General features: G+C 41.8%; 23 protein-coding genes, 2 pseudogenes and 1 riboswitch. Of the genes and pseudogenes, 14 read left to right on the forward strand and 11 right to left on the reverse strand.

Translation table 11 applies throughout. From position 1 onward, the window contains the following. Positions 1 to 241 (forward strand): annotated as a pseudogene (locus tag G3569_RS09435) (hypothetical protein); the annotation flags it as partial. Between the two features lie 105 nt (positions 242 to 346). On the opposite strand, the gene G3569_RS09440 reads toward G3569_RS09435, so the two are convergent. Together G3569_RS09440 and G3569_RS09445 are read right to left on the reverse strand one after the other, a co-directional pair. After that, positions 347 to 904: an NADPH-dependent FMN reductase gene (locus G3569_RS09440; RefSeq protein ID WP_165268470.1), complete on the reverse strand. Its 558-nt coding sequence runs from the start codon at positions 902 to 904 to the stop codon at positions 347 to 349. A gap of 82 nt (positions 905 to 986) precedes the next feature. Next, complete coding sequence (locus G3569_RS09445; RefSeq protein ID WP_165268710.1) at positions 987 to 1,562, reverse strand: Crp/Fnr family transcriptional regulator; 576 nt, start codon at positions 1,560 to 1,562, stop codon at positions 987 to 989. A 382-nt stretch (positions 1,563 to 1,944) separates the two neighbouring features. On the opposite strand from G3569_RS09445, the pseudogene G3569_RS09450 reads away from it, so the two are divergent. Both G3569_RS09450 and G3569_RS09455 read left to right on the forward strand, forming a co-directional pair. Continuing rightward, positions 1,945 to 2,698, forward strand: a pseudogene (locus G3569_RS09450) (SDR family NAD(P)-dependent oxidoreductase). Between the two features lie 118 nt (positions 2,699 to 2,816). After that, positions 2,817 to 3,398 (forward strand): TetR/AcrR family transcriptional regulator, encoded by a 582-nt coding sequence (locus G3569_RS09455; protein ID WP_165268472.1) that lies wholly within the window; start codon positions 2,817 to 2,819, stop codon positions 3,396 to 3,398. Between the two features lie 409 nt (positions 3,399 to 3,807). Here G3569_RS09455 and G3569_RS09460 read toward each other — a convergent pair whose 3' ends face one another. Both G3569_RS09460 and G3569_RS09465 read right to left on the reverse strand, forming a co-directional pair. Next, positions 3,808 to 4,206, reverse strand: a complete 399-nt coding sequence (locus G3569_RS09460) for a hypothetical protein (RefSeq protein ID WP_165268474.1) — start codon at positions 4,204 to 4,206, stop codon at positions 3,808 to 3,810. A gap of 157 nt (positions 4,207 to 4,363) precedes the next feature. Next, a complete protein-coding gene (locus G3569_RS09465; RefSeq protein ID WP_165268476.1) occupies positions 4,364 to 4,885 on the reverse strand; it encodes a transposase in 522 nt (173 codons plus the stop codon). Between the two features lie 166 nt (positions 4,886 to 5,051). Here G3569_RS09465 and G3569_RS09470 point away from each other — a divergent pair, with 166 nt between their 5' ends. Continuing rightward, positions 5,052 to 5,282 (forward strand): hypothetical protein, encoded by a 231-nt coding sequence (locus G3569_RS09470; protein ID WP_165268478.1) that lies wholly within the window; start codon positions 5,052 to 5,054, stop codon positions 5,280 to 5,282. Between the two features lie 467 nt (positions 5,283 to 5,749). After that, positions 5,750 to 6,949, forward strand: a complete 1,200-nt coding sequence (locus G3569_RS09475) for a 3-phosphoglycerate dehydrogenase family protein (protein ID WP_165268480.1) — start codon at positions 5,750 to 5,752, stop codon at positions 6,947 to 6,949. A gap of 112 nt (positions 6,950 to 7,061) precedes the next feature. Here the strand turns inward: G3569_RS09475 and G3569_RS09480 are convergent, their stop codons facing one another. Next, on the reverse strand, positions 7,062 to 7,436 hold the full coding sequence (locus G3569_RS09480; protein ID WP_165268482.1) for a hypothetical protein: 375 nt from the start codon (positions 7,434 to 7,436) through the stop codon (positions 7,062 to 7,064). A gap of 180 nt (positions 7,437 to 7,616) precedes the next feature. Between G3569_RS09480 and G3569_RS09485 the strand changes: the two genes are divergently transcribed. Together G3569_RS09485 and G3569_RS09490 are read left to right on the forward strand one after the other, a co-directional pair. Next, the gene (locus G3569_RS09485; RefSeq protein WP_165268484.1) at positions 7,617 to 7,850 is read left to right on the forward strand and encodes a S1 domain-containing protein; all 234 of its coding nucleotides are present in this window, start codon (positions 7,617 to 7,619) and stop codon (positions 7,848 to 7,850) included. Positions 7,851 to 7,860: 10 nt separating this feature from the next. Further along, the gene (locus G3569_RS09490) at positions 7,861 to 8,100 is read left to right on the forward strand and encodes a hypothetical protein (protein ID WP_165268486.1); all 240 of its coding nucleotides are present in this window, start codon (positions 7,861 to 7,863) and stop codon (positions 8,098 to 8,100) included. Positions 8,101 to 8,145: 45 nt separating this feature from the next. Here the strand turns inward: G3569_RS09490 and G3569_RS09495 are convergent, their stop codons facing one another. From G3569_RS09495 to G3569_RS09505, 3 genes are all read right to left on the reverse strand, one after another. After that, positions 8,146 to 8,580, reverse strand: a complete 435-nt coding sequence (locus G3569_RS09495) for a TroA family protein (protein ID WP_165268488.1) — start codon at positions 8,578 to 8,580, stop codon at positions 8,146 to 8,148. A 175-nt stretch (positions 8,581 to 8,755) separates the two neighbouring features. Next, the gene (locus G3569_RS09500; RefSeq protein ID WP_276611340.1) at positions 8,756 to 10,249 is read right to left on the reverse strand and encodes a PAS domain S-box protein; all 1,494 of its coding nucleotides are present in this window, start codon (positions 10,247 to 10,249) and stop codon (positions 8,756 to 8,758) included. 501 nt (positions 10,250 to 10,750) lie between these two features. After that, positions 10,751 to 12,625, reverse strand: coding sequence for a histidine kinase dimerization/phosphoacceptor domain -containing protein (locus tag G3569_RS09505; RefSeq protein ID WP_165268492.1), 1,875 nt, complete (start codon positions 12,623 to 12,625; stop codon positions 10,751 to 10,753). A 669-nt stretch (positions 12,626 to 13,294) separates the two neighbouring features. On the opposite strand from G3569_RS09505, the gene G3569_RS09510 reads away from it, so the two are divergent. Then, positions 13,295 to 13,720 carry a response regulator gene (locus G3569_RS09510; protein WP_165268494.1) on the forward strand — a complete coding sequence of 142 codons (426 nt, stop codon included), beginning with the start codon at positions 13,295 to 13,297 and terminating at the stop codon, positions 13,718 to 13,720. 4 nt (positions 13,721 to 13,724) lie between these two features. On the opposite strand, the gene G3569_RS09515 is transcribed toward G3569_RS09510, so the two are convergent. From G3569_RS09515 to G3569_RS09525, 3 genes are read right to left on the reverse strand one after another with little or no spacing between them, the layout of a single operon-like run. Next, entirely contained in the window at positions 13,725 to 14,720 is a 996-nt protein-coding gene (locus tag G3569_RS09515; RefSeq protein ID WP_165268496.1) for a YhdH/YhfP family quinone oxidoreductase, read from the reverse strand. Then, entirely contained in the window at positions 14,717 to 16,087 is a 1,371-nt protein-coding gene (locus G3569_RS09520; protein ID WP_165268498.1) for an aldehyde dehydrogenase, read from the reverse strand. Before G3569_RS09520 ends, G3569_RS09515 begins: the two co-directional genes overlap by 4 nt. Further along, positions 16,084 to 16,908, reverse strand: coding sequence for an SDR family NAD(P)-dependent oxidoreductase (locus G3569_RS09525; RefSeq protein ID WP_165268500.1), 825 nt, complete (start codon positions 16,906 to 16,908; stop codon positions 16,084 to 16,086). Before G3569_RS09525 ends, G3569_RS09520 begins: the two co-directional genes overlap by 4 nt. 108 nt (positions 16,909 to 17,016) lie before the next feature. Here G3569_RS09525 and G3569_RS09530 point away from each other — a divergent pair, with 108 nt between their 5' ends. The 6 genes from G3569_RS09530 to tenA all read left to right on the forward strand — a co-directional run bounded on the left by G3569_RS09530 (position 17,017) and on the right by tenA (position 23,951). Continuing rightward, positions 17,017 to 18,717: a DUF2339 domain-containing protein gene (locus tag G3569_RS09530; protein WP_165268502.1), complete on the forward strand. Its 1,701-nt coding sequence runs from the start codon at positions 17,017 to 17,019 to the stop codon at positions 18,715 to 18,717. A 111-nt stretch (positions 18,718 to 18,828) separates the two neighbouring features. Further along, a complete protein-coding gene (locus G3569_RS09535; RefSeq protein WP_165268504.1) occupies positions 18,829 to 20,490 on the forward strand; it encodes a M20/M25/M40 family metallo-hydrolase in 1,662 nt (553 codons plus the stop codon). 71 nt (positions 20,491 to 20,561) lie between these two features. Beyond that, positions 20,562 to 21,146: a DsbA family protein gene (locus G3569_RS09540; protein WP_165268506.1), complete on the forward strand. Its 585-nt coding sequence runs from the start codon at positions 20,562 to 20,564 to the stop codon at positions 21,144 to 21,146. A gap of 96 nt (positions 21,147 to 21,242) precedes the next feature. Beyond that, a riboswitch (TPP riboswitch) is annotated at positions 21,243 to 21,338 on the forward strand. Positions 21,339 to 21,385: 47 nt separating this feature from the next. Beyond that, positions 21,386 to 22,417: a thiamine-phosphate kinase gene (gene thiL / locus G3569_RS09545; protein ID WP_165268508.1), complete on the forward strand. Its 1,032-nt coding sequence runs from the start codon at positions 21,386 to 21,388 to the stop codon at positions 22,415 to 22,417. Positions 22,418 to 22,421: 4 nt separating this feature from the next. Then, positions 22,422 to 23,249 carry a bifunctional hydroxymethylpyrimidine kinase/phosphomethylpyrimidine kinase gene (thiD, locus tag G3569_RS09550; RefSeq protein ID WP_165268510.1) on the forward strand — a complete coding sequence of 276 codons (828 nt, stop codon included), beginning with the start codon at positions 22,422 to 22,424 and terminating at the stop codon, positions 23,247 to 23,249. A gap of 27 nt (positions 23,250 to 23,276) precedes the next feature. Continuing rightward, the gene (gene tenA, locus G3569_RS09555) at positions 23,277 to 23,951 is read left to right on the forward strand and encodes a thiaminase II (protein WP_165268512.1); all 675 of its coding nucleotides are present in this window, start codon (positions 23,277 to 23,279) and stop codon (positions 23,949 to 23,951) included. Positions 23,952 to 23,953: the final 2 nt, after the last annotated feature.

Raw genomic sequence — 23,953 nt, forward strand, 5'->3', positions numbered from 1 at the left:
TCGCAGTGGCACCGGCCCCACCTATAGGCTCTACGAGCGATTGCTGGGGACTCATAATGTCAAGATGAAAGCCCATGTAGCCGTACAGAAAAAGCTGTTGAGCTATATGTACTTTCTGTGGAACAAAGGCGAATATTTTGATCCTCAAAAAATTCGCAACCAACAGGCACTGCACCAAAAAGCAGTAGCCTCACCCGAAGGCAAGGCTATGGTAGATACATCATTGGCGGTAGCTCAATGATGTTCTTTTATAAAAAATACCAAAATACATTGACTTTTAACACAGTACCTGGCGGCACAGGGGGGGAGGCCTGTCTGAGTTAAGGCGTTGGGTTATACTTCAATTCTAATGTGCTATCGGTTCCATGACCATTTCTTCCAGTTGTTCAATGGCAGTAGAAAACTTTTGTGCTTCATCGGGGTTGACAATGGTTTGCGATTCGACGTCGAAATATTCGTTGTACTTGCCAAGTGAGTAGGTGTCTACTATTTCAGCACCCCAAAACGGCATAAGGTCAGAGAGAATAGATAGATTGGTTGCACCACCGTTGTCGCCGGGAGAGGCACTTAGCAAGAGTACCGGTTTGTTCATAAAAATTTCTTGATCTATACGAGTAAGCCAATCGATTATATTTTTAAAGAATGCAGGTAAAAGCCCATTATGTTCTGGAGAAGCTACGATAAACCCTTCCGCTTTCGTCATTTGCTGATATAAATTTTTAATGGGGGTTGGGATACCTTGCTCCTTTTCTACGGCTTTTCCATACATTGGTATGTTCATATCTTTGAAGTCAACATATGTAACATCATCTATGGATATGTCATCGATTGCTGCTTTTGTAAGTTGCTCATTAATTGAGTTAGGGCTGTTGCTTCCTGCAAATGCAATAATCTGAGTATTCATAATGCTGTTCGGTTTGTTGGAATTTATTACAGCACTAACATGTCAAGAAGCGGAAAGGAAAGACTTAAGGTATCTTAAGAAATCACGAATTTGTTATATCATTGCGAATAGAACTGAGAAACTCCGGGGTAATCCCTAAATAAGATGCTACCATATACTGCGGTACCCGTTGGTCAATGTTGGGGTACGAGGTGCGAAAATCAAGGTACCGCTGTTTGGCAGATTTGCTCATGCTGTAAATGGTCCGGTCCTGCAAGGCGACGTAAGCATTTTGAATTTTAATTCGAAAAAATCGCTCAATGGCAGGACTTTCATTGTAAAGCTTCTTCAAAGCATTTCGCTCAATCTGAAGCAGGGAACTATTTTCAATAGCCTGGATGAAATATTTAGCCGGTGTTTGAGTCAAATAGCTATATAAGTCATTAATCCACCATCCCTCAATGCCAAACTGCAAAATTTGTTCGTTTCCAGCCTCGTCAATATGATAGCATTTCAAACAGCCGTTTGTGATAAATCGCATATGCCGTGAAACGTCTCCTTTGAATAAAAGGATCTCTTTTTTCTGCAGCTCTTTACTTTGGAAATGCTTGCGAATTAAAGAGCAGTCAGAATCATCGAGAGGAACAGTCTCTTCAATATGGTTTATCAGTTTTTCTATCGTTCTATTATTTGAATTGAGTTATACCGACCTGGCGGCCTACTGTGCAGGTTGAATTTAAGTGGCATACGGGCTAAGATTGATTAAATAAGTAACAAAAGATGATCCGCAAAACCAAGGTTGGCAAGAGGGCTAATCACAGATTTTTCCGGCTGGCGGAAGCCATGTTAATGTGTGGGTTATACGCCTAAATTCAAGTTTTTATTGTAGGATAATGTAAAGCGTATGTTATAAGGAAGGGTATTCTCAGTTTATTAAAATCCTGATAAAAAAGCCCCCCTAATTGACCAGGCATTTTATTTGGAATAAACGTTCCAATATAAGTATATTCGATATAGGAACGATCATTCCATAACAATTAATTTCAAAATCACTTTTATATATGAATCAGTTAGAAAATAAAGTTTCCGTGGTTACCGGTGGTAACAGCGGAATAGGATATGCATCCGCCAAAATTAAAGAACCAAGGAGCAACAGTTATCATTACCGGCAGAAACACAGAAAAAGTACAAAAGGCTGCTGATGAACTCGGTGTCACAGGTATCGTTGCTGATGTGACGGATCTGAAAGCTGTTGAAAGGGCAGTAGATCAGGTTAAAAATGAGTTTGGCAATGTCGATATTTTGTTTGTGAATGCCGGAATTTTTCAACCCGCGCCGATAGGTCAAATAACTGAAGAGATGTTTGACCATCAAATGGGTATCAATTTCAAAGGGGCTGTTTTTACCATAGAAAAATTCTTGCCGATATTAAACGATGGAGCCAGTATTATCAATCTGGCATCTGTAAATGCTTCCTCGGGAATGTCGAATACCGCTGTATATGCAGCATCTAAAGCAGCGCTAAATTCCTATACCCGCATAGCTGTTACAGAATTAGCACCCAGAAATATTCGCATCAATTCGGTAAATCCGGGTCCGGTATCCACACCAATATTTAGCAAGACCGGTATGAGCGAAGAACAGATCGATGGCTTTGCTGAGGCTATGCTAGATCGTATTCCGTTAAACCGTTTTGGTGAGCCAGAAGAAATTGCTGAGCTGGTAAGTTTCTTGGCTTCTGACAAAGCCTCGTTTATTACTGGTGGAGAATACAATATAGATGGAGGTGTCAATATAAATCCATTAATCGGCTAAATTTTTTTATCAAAATTTGGAATGATTATTCCAAATACGGCCCTTTATTAATTAATGGGATTAGATAGATTTATAATCCATATTGATTGTTTATTAAGCAAACGTTGTATTTGTATCTATGCCAAGAGCTAAATCATTTGACGAAAAGGAAGTGCTCATTAAGGCCATGAATCTCTTTTGGAAAAAGGGCTATTATGATACTTCTGCGCAGGATCTGGTGGATGAGTTGGGGATTAGCCGGTCTAGTTTGTATGCTACCTTTGGCGGGAAAAAGCAGCTGTTTGAAAAGGCCTTTCAGCTTTATAGAGATAAAAACTTAAAAGCCGCTTCTCAACTACTTGAATCACACGAGGGTGTTAAGGATGGTTTTCGGGCTCTGTTTGAAAAGGCAATTGAGGAATCAAAAAACGATAAGGAGGCAAAGGGGTGTTTTGTTGTTAATACAACTGCCGAATTGGTTCCAAACGATCATTCTTTTCTTAAAGACCTACAAGAAAACCAACAGAAGTTTGTAGAAACTTTTCGTGATTATTTGAAAGAGGGGGTGGAAAACGGTCAAATACCTGCCGATAAAGAGTTCGAGTCCATAGCCAAGCTCTTTTACACTTTTTACAGTGGGCTCAGAATTGTAAGTAAAGTGAGTTTCAACGAGCAAGAAACGCTACGGTCGGTGGATAATCTATTGTCAATATTGGATTGATTTTATTACTGCTTGCGACTGAATGATCTAATTATGAGTAAGCGCTTATCTCTTGGGCTGTACACATTTAAAAACTCAGTTCTCAGAAACTGACCAAAAGGTAAAGCAGCACATAATTCTGACTCAACCAAGGTCCTCAACAGGGAACTCTTCTTTCGCTTAGAAGGCTATTGAAATCGCTATTTTCGGTATCACGCTCAATGGCTATAAGAGCTTGGGGAAATGGTGTGGAATGTGGCTTCTTCCATTAATTAACGTCAGTTCGCGATATAAACAAGAATTTAGGTGTATAACGGGATGGGCATAAGCGGCACAGGGGCTGTTGTTAAGTCAATTCCTATGTCACTATTTGGGGTTAAAAATTAAAACGAGAAGCTGATGGCGAGGTACATTCGTGTTGAAGCCTTGGTTAGGTGGCTGGATTGAAATAGGATTTAACCTTTGGTTTGTGAAGGTAGAAATAAATTGCAGGTGGAATGGTTAATCCAAGAATATATCTAATCATATTTACGTCAACTGTCAATCCCTGACGTTCAATTATAAAGTGCTTAATAATTTGAATAATTGTTCCCGCAAATAGAAGCATTGCCACAACGACATAAACATTTCTTGCTTTAGGCCACCGTTTGATAATACCAATACCGATATAGATATAAATAGGAATAAAAATTACGGTAGATATTATTATGTAATAATTGATCGAAGAACTATTAATTAAATCGAATAGGATATCGAGAATCAACAGTATCGCAAATCCACTCAGGACGTATAATCCAGTTGGAGTAACATTTTGATTGGTTGAAGTCATGGGATCAAATTTTAGTTAAAAGCCACCTAACAACCTGGTGCATAAGGCCGTGCAAAACAGCCCTGATTTTTAAAATGTACTCCGGAAACTGGCCAAATCAAAACCGTCAGCCTACAGCGAGGCACGTTCTACTTGAATGCTATGACTTTGTCAAGTATTATGCCGCATTTTTTTGCCGATCAAAACGAGATTCATAATCTTCTTGGTAAGCCTGCCCGCTGTTCCAAATAGCACAGATAATTTTAATCATTTTGTTGATCAGGTTGTTTCTGACGATCGCCCACGGCTTCCCCTCATCAAGTTTCCGTTGTTTGTAGCGAGCAAACTGCTCGTGGTGATGGCTTACCGATCGGGCGACCATCGCCGGACAGGATCGCATCTGGCTGATTCCGTGCCCGGAGGAACGGGTCCGACCTCGTACCGAGGTGCCGGAGCGGTGACCGTGCGGGGCAAACCCAAACCGCGAGGCAATCTGTTTGTGATTGAGCTTTTGCTGTCCGTAAAACAACGTAAGCCACAGCCAGGCGGTGACGTTCCCTACGCCGGGGATGCTCTGCAGCAGCTGGTAATACCGATTCAGTCCCTGATGAGTGGTAATCAGCTGGTGGATCTGATCCTCCAGCTGATCAATTTGTTGTTTGTATAGCTGCAGTTGTTGTTGCCACTGCTCCTCGAGCAACGCAGAGGGTGCTAGGGTGTGGGGGCTTTTAATAACTTGCTTGACAATGTTGCCCTCTACAGCGAATGCCGAAAAAGGTGCTCGTTCGCAGGTACAATTAGTAAATGCTTCGGCATCCGGTTAAACGGCCAGTTCAGCTGAAGAGCTCTCATCCCAGGCGTCTGGCATGAATAGCATTGTACGGGAACTTGGTGAGCTTGTAGGTGCGCTGAATGAATCTGACAGACAGTGGGCTAAAGGGGCAAATGGTAATGATTATCCCAAGAATAAAGCTGAATCTAAGTTTGGTAGCAACCCCATGTCAGAGCAGCAAAAGGTCAATTCATCCCAAAATTCGAAGGAGAACGGCCGGGACCTTATCACTTTTGATGGGGATGCAGACTTTAGCGGTTTTTGATTTGAGACGGCGATGGGGAGGAGGCCTTCCGGTTAAATACTTCTAATGATTTGCCTTCCCTGGGTTGTCTCAAGTCCAGGGGGGCATAACGGCTATTTGTTTCATAAGACTCCTGTTATTTGCGCTGGGTTAAAACCATGAATCCTTTTGAAATAAATTTCAATCAAAGTTCCCTTTAGAGAAAGGGGATCCCGGGGATTGATAAATCACTAGATACAGTTCGCTCAACTACGCCTTAATAGGCTGCGTTATAAACTTCAGCAGATTAATATCTTGCGTAGTGTAGTACTTGTTTCGGGATCTCAAATCAAAACATTAGATAAATAATAATTTAAGCTTTTTTAAAAGGCAGTGCTGGCTTTTTAGCGCTCCGTTCATTATTTATGATACTATCTTAATTCCTGCTAAGATTGCCGCAGGATATGTTAAATGAAGTAAGTTCAAGTTTTAAAAGTTCTGTAATTATTATGAAAGTATTTGTTGCCGATAAATTACCACAGCAAGCTATTGACGAATTAAAAGAGCTGGGCCTGGATGTTGAGTTTGATCCATCCGTGACAAGCAGTAAGCTGGACCAGGGGTTAGATGACACTGATATTTTGATCGTCCGTTCAACAGAACTTACGGAGACCTTTATCCAAAACAGTCCGCGACTGATGCTGATTATCCGTGCCGGGGCGGGTGTAAATACGATCGATATCGAAGCGGCCAGTAATGCGGGGGTCTATGTGGCAAACTGTCCCGGACAGAATTCTATTGCCGTTGCCGAACTGACGATGGGACTCATTGTGTCGCTCGATCGGTATATTGCTGATAATGTGAGTGATTTTCGAAATGGGAAGTGGAATAAAAAAGTGTACGGCAAGGCCGATGGTCTTTTCGGAAAGACCCTGGGTATTGTCGGAGTTGGACAGATCGGTCAGGAAGTGATCAAGCGGGCTAAGGCTTTTGGGCTGGATATCGTAGCGTGGTCGCGCTCACTGACGCCCGAAATTGCCGAAGAGATGGAGATCGGCTATGCTGATAGTGCTGAAGAGGTTGCCGGGCAGTGCGATATTTTGAGCGTTCACCTCGCCATGACGCCGGATACTAAAGGCATTATTTCTAAAAAAGTGCTTTCCTTACTTAAAGATGGGGCATTCTTTATTAATACCGCTCGGGCCGGGGTAGTGGATGAAGATGCCCTCTACGAAGAGTTGAAATCGGGACGCATCAAGGCCGGACTCGATTTAATTGAAAATGAACCAGAGTACAAACAGGGAGAGGTGGAAAGCCGTTTCCAGGAGCTGGATAACGTGCAGGTAACCCACCATATAGGAGCCAGTACCAAGCAGGCACAGCTGGCAGTAGCCTCCGATGCCGTGGATATTGTTCGCGGATACCTGGAGGAGGGGGAAGTGAGAAACTGGCTGAACCGTTGTGCCCATACCGAAGCCCCTTGGAAGCTGGTGGTACGACACTACGACAAAGCCGGTGTTCTTGCCAATGTGATGAACGAGCTGAAAAAAGCAGATATCAATGCCCAGGAACTGGAAAATGTTATCTTCGAAGGCAAGAAAACGGCTTGCTGTACCATCCAGCTTGATGCCCAACCTGCTGACGAAACCCTGGAGAACATCAGAACACGTCAAAACGAGGTAATCAGTGCTATGTTGATAGAGAATTAAACATGTGGCAAAAGAACTATTACCGATAGTCCCACAAGAAGGGGGAGCAAGTATGGGATTCTGAAATAGGTCAGAATCCCATATAGGTTGCTTCGTAAAAAAGACTTGGAAATTAGTCCGTAACGGGAGCACTTTCAGCTGCAACGTTTGTTGTTTCTTCTAATGCAATACCTAAAATAAGAGTCAGGATATGCATTACTGTCGGAACCAGTGGAATAGAGGATAAGACTGGAGTTAGATCAAAAAAAGTTGCTATCACAGGAAAGATATAAAGATAATCCTTATTTAAATTAATAGTTCTTTGCTTCGCTATATAGATCAGCCCTGCTAAGCAAAGTAAGTGGACCCAAAAGCCGGGATTAAGCCCTGATGTAGCACTTCCCATTAATACCGAGTTAGATCCAAAATAGGGTAATATATAAGTAGGGATCATGAGTAACATGTATCCAAGGATGAATCCCGTTTTTTCTGCAATAATTTTTTTCATAATTGTTGATGATTAGTGTATAACTACATAATAAAATTTGATACTTAGAATAAAATGCAATTAATGTAACATTACAAATCCGATCAGACTTGTAACTCTCTACAATACAGATTGCAGCCAAAGATGTCGAATAAGGCAAGAGGTAATGATATTGGTATTTGATATGCAGATGGGACTTTCATGATTTTTGAAGCAGATGTTGATAATCCTGAACTAGATAATGGTGCTTTAGATAGATATATAACCACCGGGGAGCAGTGCTATCTCAGAAATAGCCCACCATTATGTAAAATGCAGTTTTCGAATATCAAAATAATACCGGGAACGAAAATAAAGGTAGCTCTCAGCCACTACCATGCCATTAATATGGACGCATTGGAAGTTGTGGAAGATTACCAAAAGATACCCGTTTAGAGACAATTGTGTGGAGGCCAATGTAGGTATCGATCTTGCCATAGGGTGTTCGGGGCAGACCGTATTTGTGGGATTTCCCGGTGTTTGGAAGCAGGAAGGTCCCAATAGAGGGTTCTTGAGCTTAAATGACGGCTTGGAGAAGAGATCGGTCATGTGGTATTTTCAAGCCAATTGTAGCAAGGGGAGTACTATTTTATATTTGTTTGATCTTGGAAGTATAAAACACCTGCAGCATGCTGCCCGAAAATAGGGAATAAGGGTTTTGAAGATAAGCTCTTCACCTGTCCCGCTATAGCTAACTCCCCATTTGCAAAAGTACATGTTCGCCGTCGGGTGCCCCTTCATGGCTGGGAATCAACTCAAGCCCTGTGTAGGGTGCTTCGCCGGGGACAATCGTATAGAGTTCAACGTTGTGATAGGTGTCGGTATTCATAGGCATATTACGAACGGGCCAGTTTCCTTTACCTTCATCAACCAGCTTGTCAATGATTTTTTTGAGATCTTTTATTGTTTCGGCTTTATACTCTTTTTCTTGTTCTACATCTAAAAGGAATGTATCGTCAAGTAAGATGGCATCATCAACTTCTATCTTAATTCCCTGATCTGAAAGTTTTTCGAGATTTTTGGAATGATTAGCCCAAAACTTGCGACTTACTCTTACTTTTGGATGGTTTCCGTGCTCTTCTTTGTGTGCTTTAATCGATCGTACTAATCGTTTAAAGTTACCCATGATTTGTCAGGTTTAGTTGTGGAAAATGCAACGGCGCTCTATTATATACAATGATAAGGGAGTATAAGTTCCGTTTTGAGGGAGAATCTACCACAATTACAGTGCCTAGATTGCAGCGGTGATTGGGATTGATGGTTTGGGCAGGATTAAAGAATGGGAATCGAACAAGAAGACACTATTTCCAGTCATCGATATCCAGATGGACCCCGCTTATTTTTGTGGGGTTGCCGCGATCGTCATATTCCACCGGTTTACCCTTGCTTAGAATCCACAGGTATTCGCCATCTGCTTTTTGTAGTCGCAATTCATCTTTAAAACTATCTGTCTCTCCTTTGATGGTATCCAAGAAGTGTTGTGAAGCTGCAGGCCAATCTTCCGGGTGAATGAGCTTTTTCCAGGTTTCGAAATCTGCCAGATTTTGGTTCTCATATCCCAGTAGTTCATGCAACCAATCGTGATCGAATTCAAATCGATCTTCTTCTACAAAATATTGCCAGAAACATACTTCACCTCCCTGCATAGCGGCTTCAAGCTGTTGAGTTTTGTTGCGCAAGTCCGAAAGTATCCGCCTTTCTTTGCTAATATCCCTGCTTATGGTGGAATAGTATTCAATATTATCGTTTTCATCTTTATGCACACTAATTACGGTAGAGACAGGAATTTTTTTTCCGTCGAGAGTTCGTAGCTCCAGTTCTTCTTTCCAGGATCCATTTTCTACCGCCTTAGGAATAAGGGTGCTTACCAAACGATGATATGATTCATCCGTAAAAAACTTTTTAATATAGGTTGAGGTAATATCAAAGTCCTCATCAAATCCCATCAATCTTCGTCCGGCAGGGTTTAGATATTTGATATTTCCATCCATGCCGATCAGGCAAACAAAGTCGGAAGCGTTTTGGATAATTTCATTTTGTAGTTCTTGCAATTTAAGAGAGTTAACAAGCTGGGTCTGGTTTTCAACGAGAGATAAAACGGAAACCAGGTTGCCTTCTGCGTCTTTTAGTGCAGAGTTGTAGAGCTTCAGATACCTGGTTTCATCCTCAGATATTTGAACCCCAAACTCCATAATGTTATTGGTTGTTTCCTCTTCAAAAAGGTTGTCAACCTTCTTTTTTACTCTCATAAAATCATGGGCTGTTAGCTGGCTGAAAGCTAAGGCCGTAGATCGTTCTCCAAGGAGTTCATCCCTGCTCACATCCAACCACTCGGTAATTTCCGGGGAGATCCTTTTCAGATGGAACTTGTCATCCCAAATCATATAAGCCAATGGGCTATTGGCTAAATGTTCCTTTAATTCTTGTTCCGTTTGATCTATTGCCCATTGATAATCGGATTTATGCTGTAGGGATATTGCCTTAACCAAATACGCATCGTGGTGACTATATTCCAGTGGTTGTACCAGTAGTTTGACCGGCAGCAATGTTCCAAAAGCGGTTTCATGGATGTGGTTACCGGTGATATGTTCGGCCTTAATATCTACTTCTTCTGTCGAATGACATGAGGTGGTGAGTTCCGGTGACAGCAGATCAGGCAAGCGTTTATCAGTAAAAGTATCTTTATCATAGCCATAGGTGTTGATTGCTGCATCATTAATATCCAAGATCTCCAATGTTTCTTTTTTGAGAATGAACATTGGTGAGGGGTTGTCCCTGAATAATGACTTGAGCATATGCACTACCTCCCGAAAATTATACTTGGATATTTCGTCTCCTAAATTATAAAAGCAGTTTGCTAATTGGTCAGGAACAGTATTGCTTCCTTTATTTAACTTAACATTAATTAATAAATAAACAATTTAAAGTGCTTATTCTTATTTGGTGTTCAATACATAACAACCAGCGTAACGGTATGGTTCTCTTAGGTGGTTTGTTGCAAACGCCTGAACTGTACCGGTAAAGATGCGCGAAAAAGCGGTCTGATATTATTGGGAGGCCGATAATATCCCAAAAAGACATCTTCGAAGTTCAAAACTAGAAAAGAGGTCCCGATTATTCATGAACGTTTAGTTGAAGAAACAGAGCAACTGGATTATGAACCGTAGATTTTAGAGTCAGATTATGAGGCTGGGTAAGGAGCCGGGTATATGAGATTCTGCACCTTTTGATGAATAACAGGTAGGAGATGGGAATATCTGGCCATAAGAGAGTGGAATTAAATTGGTGGTGACCAATTATATATTTGAGTGCGCTCCTTTTTGGCTCACAGGGAATTCGAGATGAAGCCCAAAGCCGGATTCACAATCAGTGTCTAGTTTATATTCAGCGTTCAGCTGCTTTATAAGTGTTCTGATGAGATTGAGTCCCAGAGAGTTCTTGTTTTCAAATACTTGTGGACTCATTCCCTTGCCGTTGTCTTGATAGTGAATGTTGATATAACCATCTTTTTGGTCGATACTAAGCGTAATTTTTGGGATTTGAGTATCCGAAAAAGCATGCTTAAACGAATTGGTTATGAGCTCATTGATAAGGAGCCCCAGAGGTACTGCTTGGTTAATATTAACTCCAAAACTGTTGATCTCTTTTGAGATTAAGACAGGACGTTCGGTACCTTGATAAGTCTGTTGTAGTTTGTCCAGAAGCTTATCAATATATTCTGCCAGGCTAATCTCTGTAAAATCATCTGCTTGGTAAAGTAACTCATGAACTCCGGAGATAGAATAGATACGACTCTGGGTTTCGTTGAGTATGGGAATTACTCGTTCATCAGAAATACGATCTTTTTGAAGGTCAATAAGCCCAACAATTATAGCGAGGTTATTTTTAACACGATGGTGAATTTCGGTAAGCAGGAACTCTTTCTCGTTTAGAGATTTTTTAATTTTCTGTTGGTAGTTTTTGATCTCCGTAATATCCTCAATCAGCACAAGCATTTCTTCTCCACCGGAAATCATGCCGATATTTAGCATGAATAGGCCTTCTGTACCATCTTTGCGTGTTTTTTTTATCTGTTTGTTTTTAACTCCCCCCTCTTGGAGGCTTTCGTTTATAAGGGTTTTAAAATCTTTTAGCTCATCATCATTTATTAATGGCAAGTGTTCTCCTATTACTTTTTCGGCTTGCCACCCAAACATTTTTTCGGCAGCCGAATTCCAGAAATCTGTGACAATACCCTCAGTATTGATCACACAAATTGCCAGTGGGGAAGAGTCGATTAGGGATCGAAGCTTTTTATTGGTCTTTATAAGTGATTTTTCTGCATCCAGAGATTTTAATCCAAAGAAGAAGCTTATAGATACGAGCCCACACAGAACAAGTGCAAGTATAAGAGGAAAGGTATTAGATTCAGTAGAATTATCTTTTCTAAAAAGGTGGTTTGGGGTAATAGTAACAGTCCAGGTACTCTTGCTGGCATCTCCAATATCAATTTTTTTAACAGTCCCAAAATTTTGGAGACTATTTGTTTTTGCGGAATCCCCAAAGGTATAGAAGATATCCCCCTTTTCATCTTGTATTTGTACGTGGTACTCACTAAAGGTGTGAAGAATATCTTGAAAATGATATGAAGGGTCTATACCCGCAGTAATTGTACCTTTAAATTGGCCATCGATATATACGGGGGCATCAATAAGAAATGCATGGTCGCCTTGTACCAGTTCTAACCAATGGGTTAGGTTGAAAGTTGAATCTTCTCGTGCCTTGCTCCACTCAGGATAACGATATTCCAGTTTGGTAATATCTAACCCTATTGCCTCTTTGTTTTCATTATAGGGTTCAACTCGTTTTATAATTCCGGAATCATCAATCCATTCAATCAATTTTAAGGTAGAATCTTGATTGATTAACAGTGAAGCGTCTTTGCTCCAAAAGTCAAAATAAGCGCCTTCTGTAATTTCCAGGCGTTTTTTAAGGTTTTTTAACTTGTTTACATCTTCGGAAATGGCATTACGAAATTGTTCAACTATTAAGTGAGCAGTATTAGATACGTTATCGGAAAGGGATGATTCAAGGTCAGTTTGACTGTTGTGCCAGCCAATAATTACAAACAGGCTGAGAATAGTTCCCAGACCTATTGAATTAAGTGTGCGGTACTTTTTTAAAAATGCCATGTTTGCTAAAGAGACTCAGAATTTAGCTAAAAGATTGCCCGGTATATTATGTGAAATGCGTTGGGATTCTATTTTTGTGGACGTTATATAAAAAGCCCTTTTAAAATGCATTCTGCATGTAGTCAGTTAATATCCCAGATCCTTCCCTCTAGTTATCGTCTGATTAATGCATTTAATAAGTGTGAAATATTTTTTCATTCCCATCCCCTCTCTATTATGCAAAAAATTTGCAGAGCGCTGTAAAACTGATCCAAGGCTTATGGTGTGATATTTAAAGAAAGAATGAGGTAGAATCATTCCAAAGCTAATTTAAGAGTAAAAAGTCCATAAATAATTTGATATTTTTTATTTTAATTTTCATGTTCAACTGTACGTTTTGAAGGATATATCTGAAGCTGTGAGAGGGATGTGGCACAGTTTTTTGATATTTTTTAGTACGGATCTAAATTAATAAGCGGGATGTTGGGATAGCTTGGTGATGCACCTCGTAATAGTAGAATAAGCCAGTTGCCGTGAAAATGTATGAATATGCTTATTACTTTAGGTGAAATACTTGTGAAACGGAGGGTAAAAATACTTTGAGCATTAAGATTTTTTAATTATCTTTCATTAAAGAATTCTAATATTCAGTAGCGGCTGGATGTTAGTTAATATTTTAGTAATAGGAGCATGGGTAGCAAGTCAAGCGGTCGGATACTTATAGTTGAAGATGATCTACTTCTTTCAATGGTGGAGGAGCGGCTTATCCAAAAGTTGGGTTATGATGTTGTGGGTAAAGCTGAAAACGGACTGGAAGCGATAGATAAGTTTTCAGAACTCGATCCGGATGCCATTATTATGGATATTTCTTTAGATGGAAAGCTGGACGGTATTGAAACGGTACAGAAGATAAGAGAACAATCTGACGTTCCGGTTATTTATCTGTCGGGGAGTTCAGATCGTTATCAGTATGAACGGGCTCAAAAAACAGGTTGTGTAGAATTTTTGACTAAACCGATAACAGGTGGAGATTTAAAGGGTCCGTTGAGTAAAGCATTAAACGGCTCAACACAGCAACAGCCGGATTCTGAGGAGCAGCCAATAGCCACTGAATAAACAGTTAGTCAATTATATTCACTAATACACGACCAATTTGATCGCCTTTCAGTATGGTCGTAATTTCTTTGTCTAATTCATTGAGTGGGCATTCTTTTGCCATTTCTGATAGTTTGTCGGGTTTCCAGTCTGTAGCTAAGTTTTTCCACAGCTTCTTACGCAAATTCATAAGGCAGTTGCCGCTGTCCATACCGGCCAGATGTACGCCTCGCAAAATAAATGGGTATACATTGGTGTTGAGTTCATGTCCCAATACATTTCCACAGCATGCCACGGTTCCATTATGCTTAGTTTGGCGAAGAGCGGTATCAAGCATAATGCCGCCGACGGTATCAATAACTCCGGCCCATCTACTGCTTAGCAGCATACGCCCGGAATCGTCTTGTACTTCATCACGGTGAATAACAGTGGCAGCACCAATTGATTGCAAAAATGATTTCTGCTCCATTTTACCCGTTGCTGCAGTTACGTTATATCCCAGTTTGGCCAATATTCCTACAGCCATAGATCCAACACCACCCGTTGCACCGGTTACTAATATCGGGCTTTTTTCGGAAGTCATATGGTTATGGCGAAGGTGGTGAACGCCTATTGCTGCGGTGAAGCCTGCCGTACCCAGGATCATACTTTCACGGAGTGTAAGCCCTTTGAGCAGGGACACAACCCAGTTGGAAGGTACACGAATATATTCTCCAAATCCCCCATACGTATTTTGGCCAAGGTCATATCCGGTAACAAGAACTTTATCTCCTTTGTTAAAATCCGAGCTGTTACTTTTTTCTACAATACCGGCGGCATCAATACCGGGGATATGCGGGTATTTTTTTGTGACCCCTTTGTTGCCGGAAGCTGAAAGGGCATCTTTATAATTCAAAGAAGAGTAGTGCACCTTAATCAGGGTATCATGTTCAGGAAGATCTTCTAAGGGTACATCTTTTATAGCCCTCTTAAAGTTGCTATTGGCTTCTTCAACTACAAGTGCGCGAAAAGAATCTTTCATAATAGGTTAGAGAGTTTTCTTAGCCATTTAAGATTGCCATCATAGGGTGGGTAGCGTAAGGGGATGTCGGGCCAGCTTTTTTTTCTCATTATACTTTTTGAATGAGAGAAAAGGTCAAAGCTTGCTTTTCCATGATAATTTCCAAAACCACTGTTGCCAACACCCCCAAAGGGGAGTTCTAAATTGCCAAGATGGGCAACAGTATCATTGATGCATCCTCCACCAAAGGAAATAGATTGAATGAGGTTGTCTTGAGTTTCCCGGTTGCTGCTAAAAATGTAAAGTGCCAAAGGGTCGGGATGAGTGTTTATAGAATTACAAACTTCATCAAGGTGTTCAAATGTTAAGACAGGCAAAATAGGGCCAAAGATCTCTTCCTGCATAACATCATCATCCCAGCTTATCCCGCTAAGTATAGTGGGTTCTATATATCGGTCTGCAGAATCTGTGGCGCCGCCGTGGTATACCTTCTCGGGATCAATAAAATTTGTTAAGCGGTTAAAGTGGTCATTGTTAATGATACGGGCATAGTCGGGGCTTTGCTGCACATCATCCCCGTAAAATTCGGTGATATATTGCTGGAGTAACTCGCAAAATTGATCTTCAATTGATTGATCTACATACACATAATCGGGGCTTACACAGGTTTGTCCTGCATTAATGAATTTGCCCCAGGCTATACGTTTTGCCGCCACCGGGAGATCTGCACTAGCATCGATAATGGCTGGTGATTTACCTCCAAGTTCTAAGGTGACCGGGGTTAGTTGTTCAGCAGCAGCTGTCATGATGATTTTACCAACCCTGCTGCTACCCGTAAAAAAGATATAATCTAACGGTTGGCTTAAAAGGGCTTGTGTGGTTTCGGCATCTCCCTCAACAACGGTGAGGTATCCGGGCTCAAAATTATCATTAATAAGTTCTGCCAACAGCCCGGAGGTGTTGGGGGCAAGTTCCGATGGCTTCATAATGGTAGCATTACCTGCGGCCATTGATCCGAGAGCGGGATTGAGCGTTAACTGCAAGGGATAGTTCCACGCCCCAATTACAAGGGTTACTCCATATGGTTGCTGGTAGATGTGATTCTGGGAGGGGAAATTAAAGAGTGAGCCATTCACTTTTTGGGGAGCTGCCCATTGATCTATATTAGAAAGTATATGATCAATTTCCTGGTAGGTGATAAGAAGTTCTGTTTCATACGTTTCGAAGGCAGGTTTATGTAAATCAGCATCAAGGGCTTGGAAAATGGCATCTTCATTATCTTTAAGAATGCTCTTTATATTTTTGAGCTGTTCTTTACGAAAAGAAATATTGCGTGTTTTTCCCTTTCTAAAGAATGTACGCTGAGTAGAGACAACCTTTTCCATCATACCTCGTGCTGTTTACGTCCGGTAAAAGTATCCATTGAGTGATAAACGCGAAATAGTTTTCCTGCTACAAAATCAAATACTTTTGCCGGCAATACGCCCCGAAGAAAGGGCAATAGCTTTACCATAAATGGGGCCCGTAAATGGATTTTATTTTGTTCTACTGCTTTTATAATACGACCAGTGATATCATCAGGAGATAACAGTGGTGTTAGCAGGGGAGGGGATACGCCTTTGAACATTCCTGTATCAATGTAACTCGGTTCTACGGTAGTAACGTTAATGCCGGTATTTGATTTATTGAATTCGATACGCAGCGATTCTGACCAACCGATAGCTCCCCATTTGCTGCTGGCATATACAGACATCCCGGGATTAGCCATTAAGCCTGCTGCAGATGCAATATTTACGATATGAGCAGAAGGAGCTTTCTTGAGACCTCCCAGTAAAGAACGGCTGGTGTGTATCATACCAAGCAAATTAATACCAATCGTTTGTTCGATATCTTCGGGCATTAATTTATCAAAGTTTTTTCCTGCTACAATACCCGCATTGTTGATAAGGATATCTATATGGGGTACGTTTTGAAGGGTATCTTCGGCTGTTTGATACACTTGGTCTGTTTTAGAGATATCAACCGTGTAGGTACTAATACGATCTTTATACTCGCTGAGTTCTTTGAGAGCAGCAGTTATATTTTCTTCACTAATATCCCAAATGATTAACGATCGGGCGCCTTTTTTAAGGGCACGTTTCCCCATTAGCAAGCCTATGCCATTGGCCCCCCCGGTAATAAGAATATGTGAATTCTTAAATTTGCTCATATGAAATTATATTCATTTAAGGAAAGTATAGTAATAAAATTGTGCGATAAATAGAGAAGAAGCAGAAAATTTCTTATATGAATGGTTCATCCCCGTTAAATTTTGATTATGTCGGAACAAGAAGAAAATAATTTACAGGATCGAGTAGAGAAACTTGAAAAACGAGTCGGTGAACTTGAGCGTCAGTTGTCCGTTTCAGAGGCTACTTCCAGAGAAATACAACAGCTGGAGACAACGCGCAAAGCCCCCGATAATGCCAGTTCTAAAGATGAAACCGCTAGTTGGGATACCGATGGTATTCAGTTTGGTGAAGAGTGGCTAAATCGTATTGGAATAGGACTTCTGCTGATTGGCGTGGCATTTTTGTTCAAGTATTCTATTGACCAGGGATGGTTAATCCCCCCCATACGGAGTGCTATTGGTTTGGTCACTGGTTTATTTCTATTTGGCAGCGGTATAAAGATGAATGCAGAAGCAAAGCCACTAAAGCAGATTCTTATCGGCGGTGGTATAGCAGTATTTTACATTACCGGATTTGCTACTTTTCAACTCTATTCCTTTGTGCCCTCGGTAATAGTCTGGTCATTTATGATTATAGTAACCCTGCTGGCATTGTCTTTGTCAGTGCAGCAAGAGGAGGCGGCACTGTCTATAGTAGGAACATTGGGCGCCCTGGGCACGCCCTTCATGCTTTTTACAGGTGAGGGCAGTATAGGGACATTGGTGATCTATTTGTTGATCGTACTTACGGGAACGTCAGCAATTTATATGAAGAAGGGATGGAGGTCGCTACTCTGGAGTATAGCTGTTGGTGGATGGGCGGTGCTCTTGGTAGTGGTGCTAAACGGACTGTTCACCGGTACTACTTTTTCTTATCAGGATAAGTGGTGGATGCAAGTCGGAACTGTAATGTGGATGTTGGTTTCATGGTTGCTACCGGTAATACGTGAAGTTTGGCCGAACTCTTTGTTGGCACCCGGAATTGAAAGATCAGGCGATAGCGTGAGTTCTACCGTGCATAGTATGGTATTTATGGTGCCTTTATTTGGAATGCTTATTATACCGGCTCTCTGGGATTTATCGGCTGACCAAAGTGGCATTGGATATATTCTAATGGCTGCTGTCGGGGGTGTTTTATACTGGGTATTAGAAAGAGAAGGAGATACCAAGCTGGCTTCATCTCATGCAATGATGGGGCTGGTGATGCTGACAATCGGTCTCTTCCTGATCTTGGAAGGTAACGTTTTGATGGTCGTTTTAATGGCTGAAGCTGTTGCTCTTCGCTACATTGCACAACAGACAGAGGATCGTAAAATCGGTTTTGGTTCTCATCTGCTAGCTCTAATTGCTATCTTTTGGTTATTCAATTTGATGCGGTTTGAGGTAGGTAATCTGCTGTTTAGCGTAGACACCGTATCACAACTCTTCGTTATTGCCGGGGCTGGAATACTAATACCTTATTGGGTTCGAGGGAAAAATATAAAACAGATCTATCATATCGGCACGCATATTTTATTTCTGTTTTGGATATATCATAAGGTAGCCGGTTTTGAAAATGGGCAGGCGCTGGTAACTATAACCTGGGGCGCTTATGCTATTATTCTACTTTTGCTTGGGTTTATTCGGTTTGGAAAGAAAATGCGAATAGGCGGCATGGCTACCCTCTTTTTGGTAGTCGGTAAATTATTCTTGGTTGACCTTTCAAAGCTGCAGGCAATATGGAGAATACTGTTATTTATGGGCTTTGGTGCTGTCTTTCTTTTACTGGGGTATTATGGTCAATCGCGATGGAGTGATAAGAGTGATTAAAGATCACTTAGCAATCATTGAAAAATATGTTACCTTTTTGACCTGTTTTGTTCCGTGAGGTATTCACAATTACTGACTTCATACATCAACAATTAATTGGATATTAGAAAAATGAGAAAACTATTATCTGTTGCTCTATTACTGGCTATAGGCGTTGCTTGCATGCAATCACCTGTTGATAAGGTGGCAAAGAAAATCACTAAAGAGAGCCTGATGGAACCCATTGAGGTTTTGGCTTCTGATGAATTCAAGGGCCGCAGCACCGGTACCGTTGGAGAGGAAAAAACCATAGATTATTTGGTTGAAAAATTGAAAGAATACGGTATAAAAGGAGGCATGCCGGATGGTAGTTATACCCAGGATGTACCGCTATTAGGACAAAAGACCGACCAGGATGCCCAGGTGCGCATCAATAAAGGCGGTGATACTATTCATCGTTTCGACTACTATAATGATTTTATGGCCTGGCCCAGTAATCTGGAAGAAGAGGTATCTATAGATGAGGCGGAACTCGTTTATGTCGGTTATGGGATCCAGGCTCCTGAAGAAAATTGGGACGATTTTAAAGACGCCGATCTAAAGGGAAAGATCTTGGTAGTAAAGAATAACGATCCCAGTGATGACCCTGAGCTGTTTAAGGGGAAGGCGCGCTTATACTATGGGCGTTATGATTATAAGTTTGAGAAAGCACGTGAAATGGGAGCTGCGGGCGTATTGATTATTCACACCACACCTTCGGCAGGCTATGGATGGAGCGTGGTGGCGAACAGCTGGAGCAGAGAACGTTTTTACCTGCGCGGTGATGAATCGATAAAAGGATCACCTACAAAGTTTAATGGCTGGCTAACAAAAGAAGCAAGTACAGAGCTTTTTGAGAGTGCGGGACTAAAGCTGGAAGACCAGCTGGAAGCTGCTGAGAGTCGTGAGTTTGAGCCAGTGCCTCTTAAAGGGTTGTCGTTAAGTCTGGATTTGTCTGCTACCTATCGCAAGCAGGATGCGCAAAATGTGCTGGGTGTTGTTGAGGGGAGTAATAAGCGTTTGAATGATGAGCATCTCATTTTTACTGCACACCACGATCATCTGGGTATAACACAGCCGGTAAAGGGAGATTCAATTAATAATGGGGCTCTTGATAATGCGGCCGGTGTTAGTGCTGTTCTAAATGCAGCGCGCGGATATAAAGAGTTACAACCCCAGTTGAAGCGCAGTGTCTTATTTTTATTTGTAGGAGCCGAAGAGGTTGGCTTGCTCGGTTCCAAATATTGGGCAGAGCATCCCACGGTGCATCCCGGAAAAGTGACGGCTAATATTAATCTGGACGGGATGAATGTATACGGTAAAACCAAAGATATCGTACTTATCGGGTATGGCCGTAATACGGTAAGTGACAAGATTGAAAAAATAGCTGAACAAAACGGGCGCAAGGTAAAACCGGATCCACACCCTGATCGCGGATACTTCTACCGATCCGATCACTTTTCGCTGGCAAAGAAAGGCATTCCCGCAGTGTTCCCCAATTCCGGAACGGAATTTATCGATAAACCGGAAGGGTATAAGGCCACAGTTGACAGCCTGCAGGATGCGAATTACCATTCTGTGAATGATGAGATCAATAAGTATTGGGATCTGTCGGGCATGGTGCAGGATGTACGGCTCTTTTTTGATGCCGGCTATCAAATTCTAAATTCCGGGGAGATGCAATCTTGGCAGAAAGAAGATGAATTTAAACAGAAACGGTTGGAAATGATTGAAAAAGCTTCGTCTCAACAGTAGTTCTAAAAGATGTACTGTTGAAAATCATTCTAAAAACTGAATAATAATATTTTTAAATAATGAAGAAAGTGATGAAAAAAGTTATAAGTATATGTTTTGTGATTTTTGTAATGTCATTGGGAATGGGAACGGCTCAGGCTCAGAGTGATTCTTCAGAAGTTACTAAAATTACAATCACTGAGTTTAGCGATTATCAATGTCCGGCCTGTGCTTCTTATCATCCTTTTGTAAAGAAGTTAAAAAAAGAGCTTGGAGATCAAATTGAACTCAAGTTAAAGCACTATCCTTTAAATATGCATCAGTTTGCCGCTTTAGCTGCTCGTGCTGCCGAATCAGCCGGAAATCAAGATAAGTTTTATGAGATGCATAACATGCTCTATGAGAATCAACAGCATTGGTCAAATTCGGTAAATCCGGCTCCCATATTTGAGAACTATGCGAAAAAGCTGGGACTTGATATGAAAGAGTTTCGCAACGATTTGAATGCTGCGGAAACCCAAAAAGCTGTGATGGAAGAAAAGAAGGAAGGCCGAAAAATGGGGGTTAATTCAACTCCTACCTTCTTCATTGAAGGAGAAAAACTGGATCCTCTTCCGCGATCATATAATGCTTTTAAAAAGGTAGTCGAAAAATATCTGGCGAAGAAGAAAGGTTAATCTGATTATTGTAAAAAGCCGGTTATCCTTAAGACTTGTAGCTTGCATTACATAGGATAAAAGGATAGCTTCACCTTCTACTTAAAATTAAGTATTGCTTGTCGTTAGGAGTGCTGCAGGAATGCGGCTGAGATGACATCCTGGCCACCTGATCTGGTTAGAACCAGCGTAGGGAAACGACAAATCATTGGTACTGATTTTTCCTGCCCTTTCTGGCGGCGAGCAGCATGTTATTTTCTATGGCTGATTCGCTGAATCCTAAAAATATAAACGAACTGTCTGAAGAACAGATTATAAATCTGTTTGCTGAATCCAGACATCGGGATCATGGGATTGGTATAGGGGATGACTGCTCGGTAACTGATGGCCCTAATGGGGTAAAGCAGCTTGTTAGTACCGACCTTGTTATTGAGCAAGTGCATTTCCGCCGTGAAGATATTTCTCCCCGTGCTTTAGGGAGCAAGGCGCTGGCTGTTAACCTTTCCGATATCGCTGCGATGGGAGGGATTCCCAAAGGTTTTTACCTTTCGCTGGCGCTCCCCAAAGATCTGTCGGCACATTGGCTTACCCGGTTTCGAGACGGATTACTTGTTCTTGCCCAAAGGCATAATATTTCGCTGCTGGGAGGCGACACTACGCGATCACAGAATGATATCGTGATAAGTATTACAATTACCGGAACTGTTAAGCCGAAGCATTTGAAGTTGCGTAGCATGGCTGAGCCGGGTGATGTTTTATGCGTGACCGGTTCGCTGGGAGATTCCGCAGCCGGTTTTAAAGTTTTATCTCATCCCGACAGGTACAGCTATTTATCTGATGCGAATCGTAAGCAGTTGGTAGAGCACCATCAGGAGCCAAAACCTGAAGTAGCAAAAGGGAAATGGTTGGCCCAAATGGAAGCCGTACATGCCATGATCGATCTTTCCGATGGGTTAATACGAGATTCCCGGCACATAGCCAGCCAAAGTAGATGTGGTGTTGATATCACCTTGGATCGACTTCCTCTTTCGGCGCCTTTTAAAGCGTTTCATCGGGCTCAAATTGAGCAGGCACAGGATTTTGCAGCTGCAGGAGGAGAAGATTATAAGCTTCTGCTTGCCATTGCAGCAGATGATCTTGAAGAGATTCAAAAAAAGTTCAAACAGAAATTTAATACCCCTTTGCATCAAATAGGGACTATGAAGAAGGGAGAGCCACAGCTTCGTACCCTTCGTGATGGGGCGCCTATCAAATTGGAAGAACAGCAATTCAAACATTTTAAGGGATCATAGTTTTATGCAGGAGAATTCAAAACAATCGTATGACAGTGTACTCACCATTGCTACTTCAGACAGTGGGGGTGGTGCAGGTGTACAGGCTGATCTGAAGACCATTTCAGCCTTAGGATGTTATGGTATGTCTGCTTTTGCCGCCTTGACCGCTCAGAATACGCAAGAGGTGCGGGATATCCATGAGGTACCACCGCAATTTTTGAGAGATCAAATTGATGTAGTGGTAGAAGATTTTGAGGTGGATGCAGTAAAGATTGGCATGTTATTTACCGGTGAGTTGATGCAGGTAGTGGCGGATTGTATTGAAAAGCACAATCTAAAGAATGTGGTGTTAGACCCCGTAATGGTTTCCCAGAGTGGAGCACAACTTATTAAGGATGGGGCCATTGCTGTTATTCGGGAAACCCTCTTTCCACTGGCCGATCTTATTACGCCCAATATCCCGGAAGCAGAACGATTGCTGGGTCGAGAATTAGAAGGCGAGGAGCAGATGAAGGAGGCTGTTTATGACCTTTTGGATACCGGCACCGGCGGGGTATTGCTCAAGGGAGGGCATTTCAAAGAGGAGCAAAGTATCGATTATTTATCGATTGCAGACGAAAACCCCGAACTGCATCAATTTAAGGCAAAACGCATAGAAACGGATAATACGCATGGAACGGGCTGTACCCTTTCTTCGGCGATTGCCGCTTACCTGGCGAAGGGATACCCAATGCCTAAGGCGGTAGAACAGGCAAAGTTATATATCACCCAGGCTATTGCAGCAGGAAGTCAATACCGTATTGGCGGTGGCGGCGGGCCTCTGCATCACTTTCACCAATTTTGGAACTAACATTAACTAATAAAGGATTGATAACAAATGAAATTTACTGATAAACTCTGGCAGGAGATAACACCCATTTACGATCGTATTTTGGAGCTTCCTTTTATTAAGGAGTTAACAGATGGCACCTTGCCGGAAGAGATTTTCACCTTCTACCTAAAGCAGGATACGCTATATCTATCTGATTATTCCCGGGCGCTTTCACTGGCCGGTATACGATCTGACAGCAATGAGCAGGCTCGTCAATTCTTAAATTTTGCTACCAACGCTATTGATGTTGAGCGGGAACTACACGGGGAGTTTTATGAGAAGCTGGATACGGGAAGTCCGCTGCAAAAGTCTCCTTCTTGCTTCGCATATACTAATTTTTTGTTAGCTACTGCCACCATGAAAGATAATGCGGTTGCTATTGCTGCGCTGCTTCCCTGTTTTTGGATCTATCGCGAAGTTGGATTACAGATCTATGAAAATGCTGCTCCGGATAATCCCTACCAGGACTGGATTGATACCTATGCGGGTGAGGAGTTCAATGAGGGCGTTGAAAAGGCTATTGCCATAACAAACCGCGTAGCAGAAGAGGAACCTGAACGCCGACGTCAACAGATGAGGCACGCTTTTGTGCGTTCTTCACAGATGGAATGGAAATTCTGGGATAGCGCTTACGAGATGGAAGAATGGACCCATAAACCTAAAAGCGCTGTGCCGGCATAGGT

The organism is Fodinibius halophilus (genome assembly GCF_011059105.1).
Classification (GTDB): Bacteria; Bacteroidota; Rhodothermia; order Balneolales; family Balneolaceae; genus Fodinibius; species Fodinibius halophilus.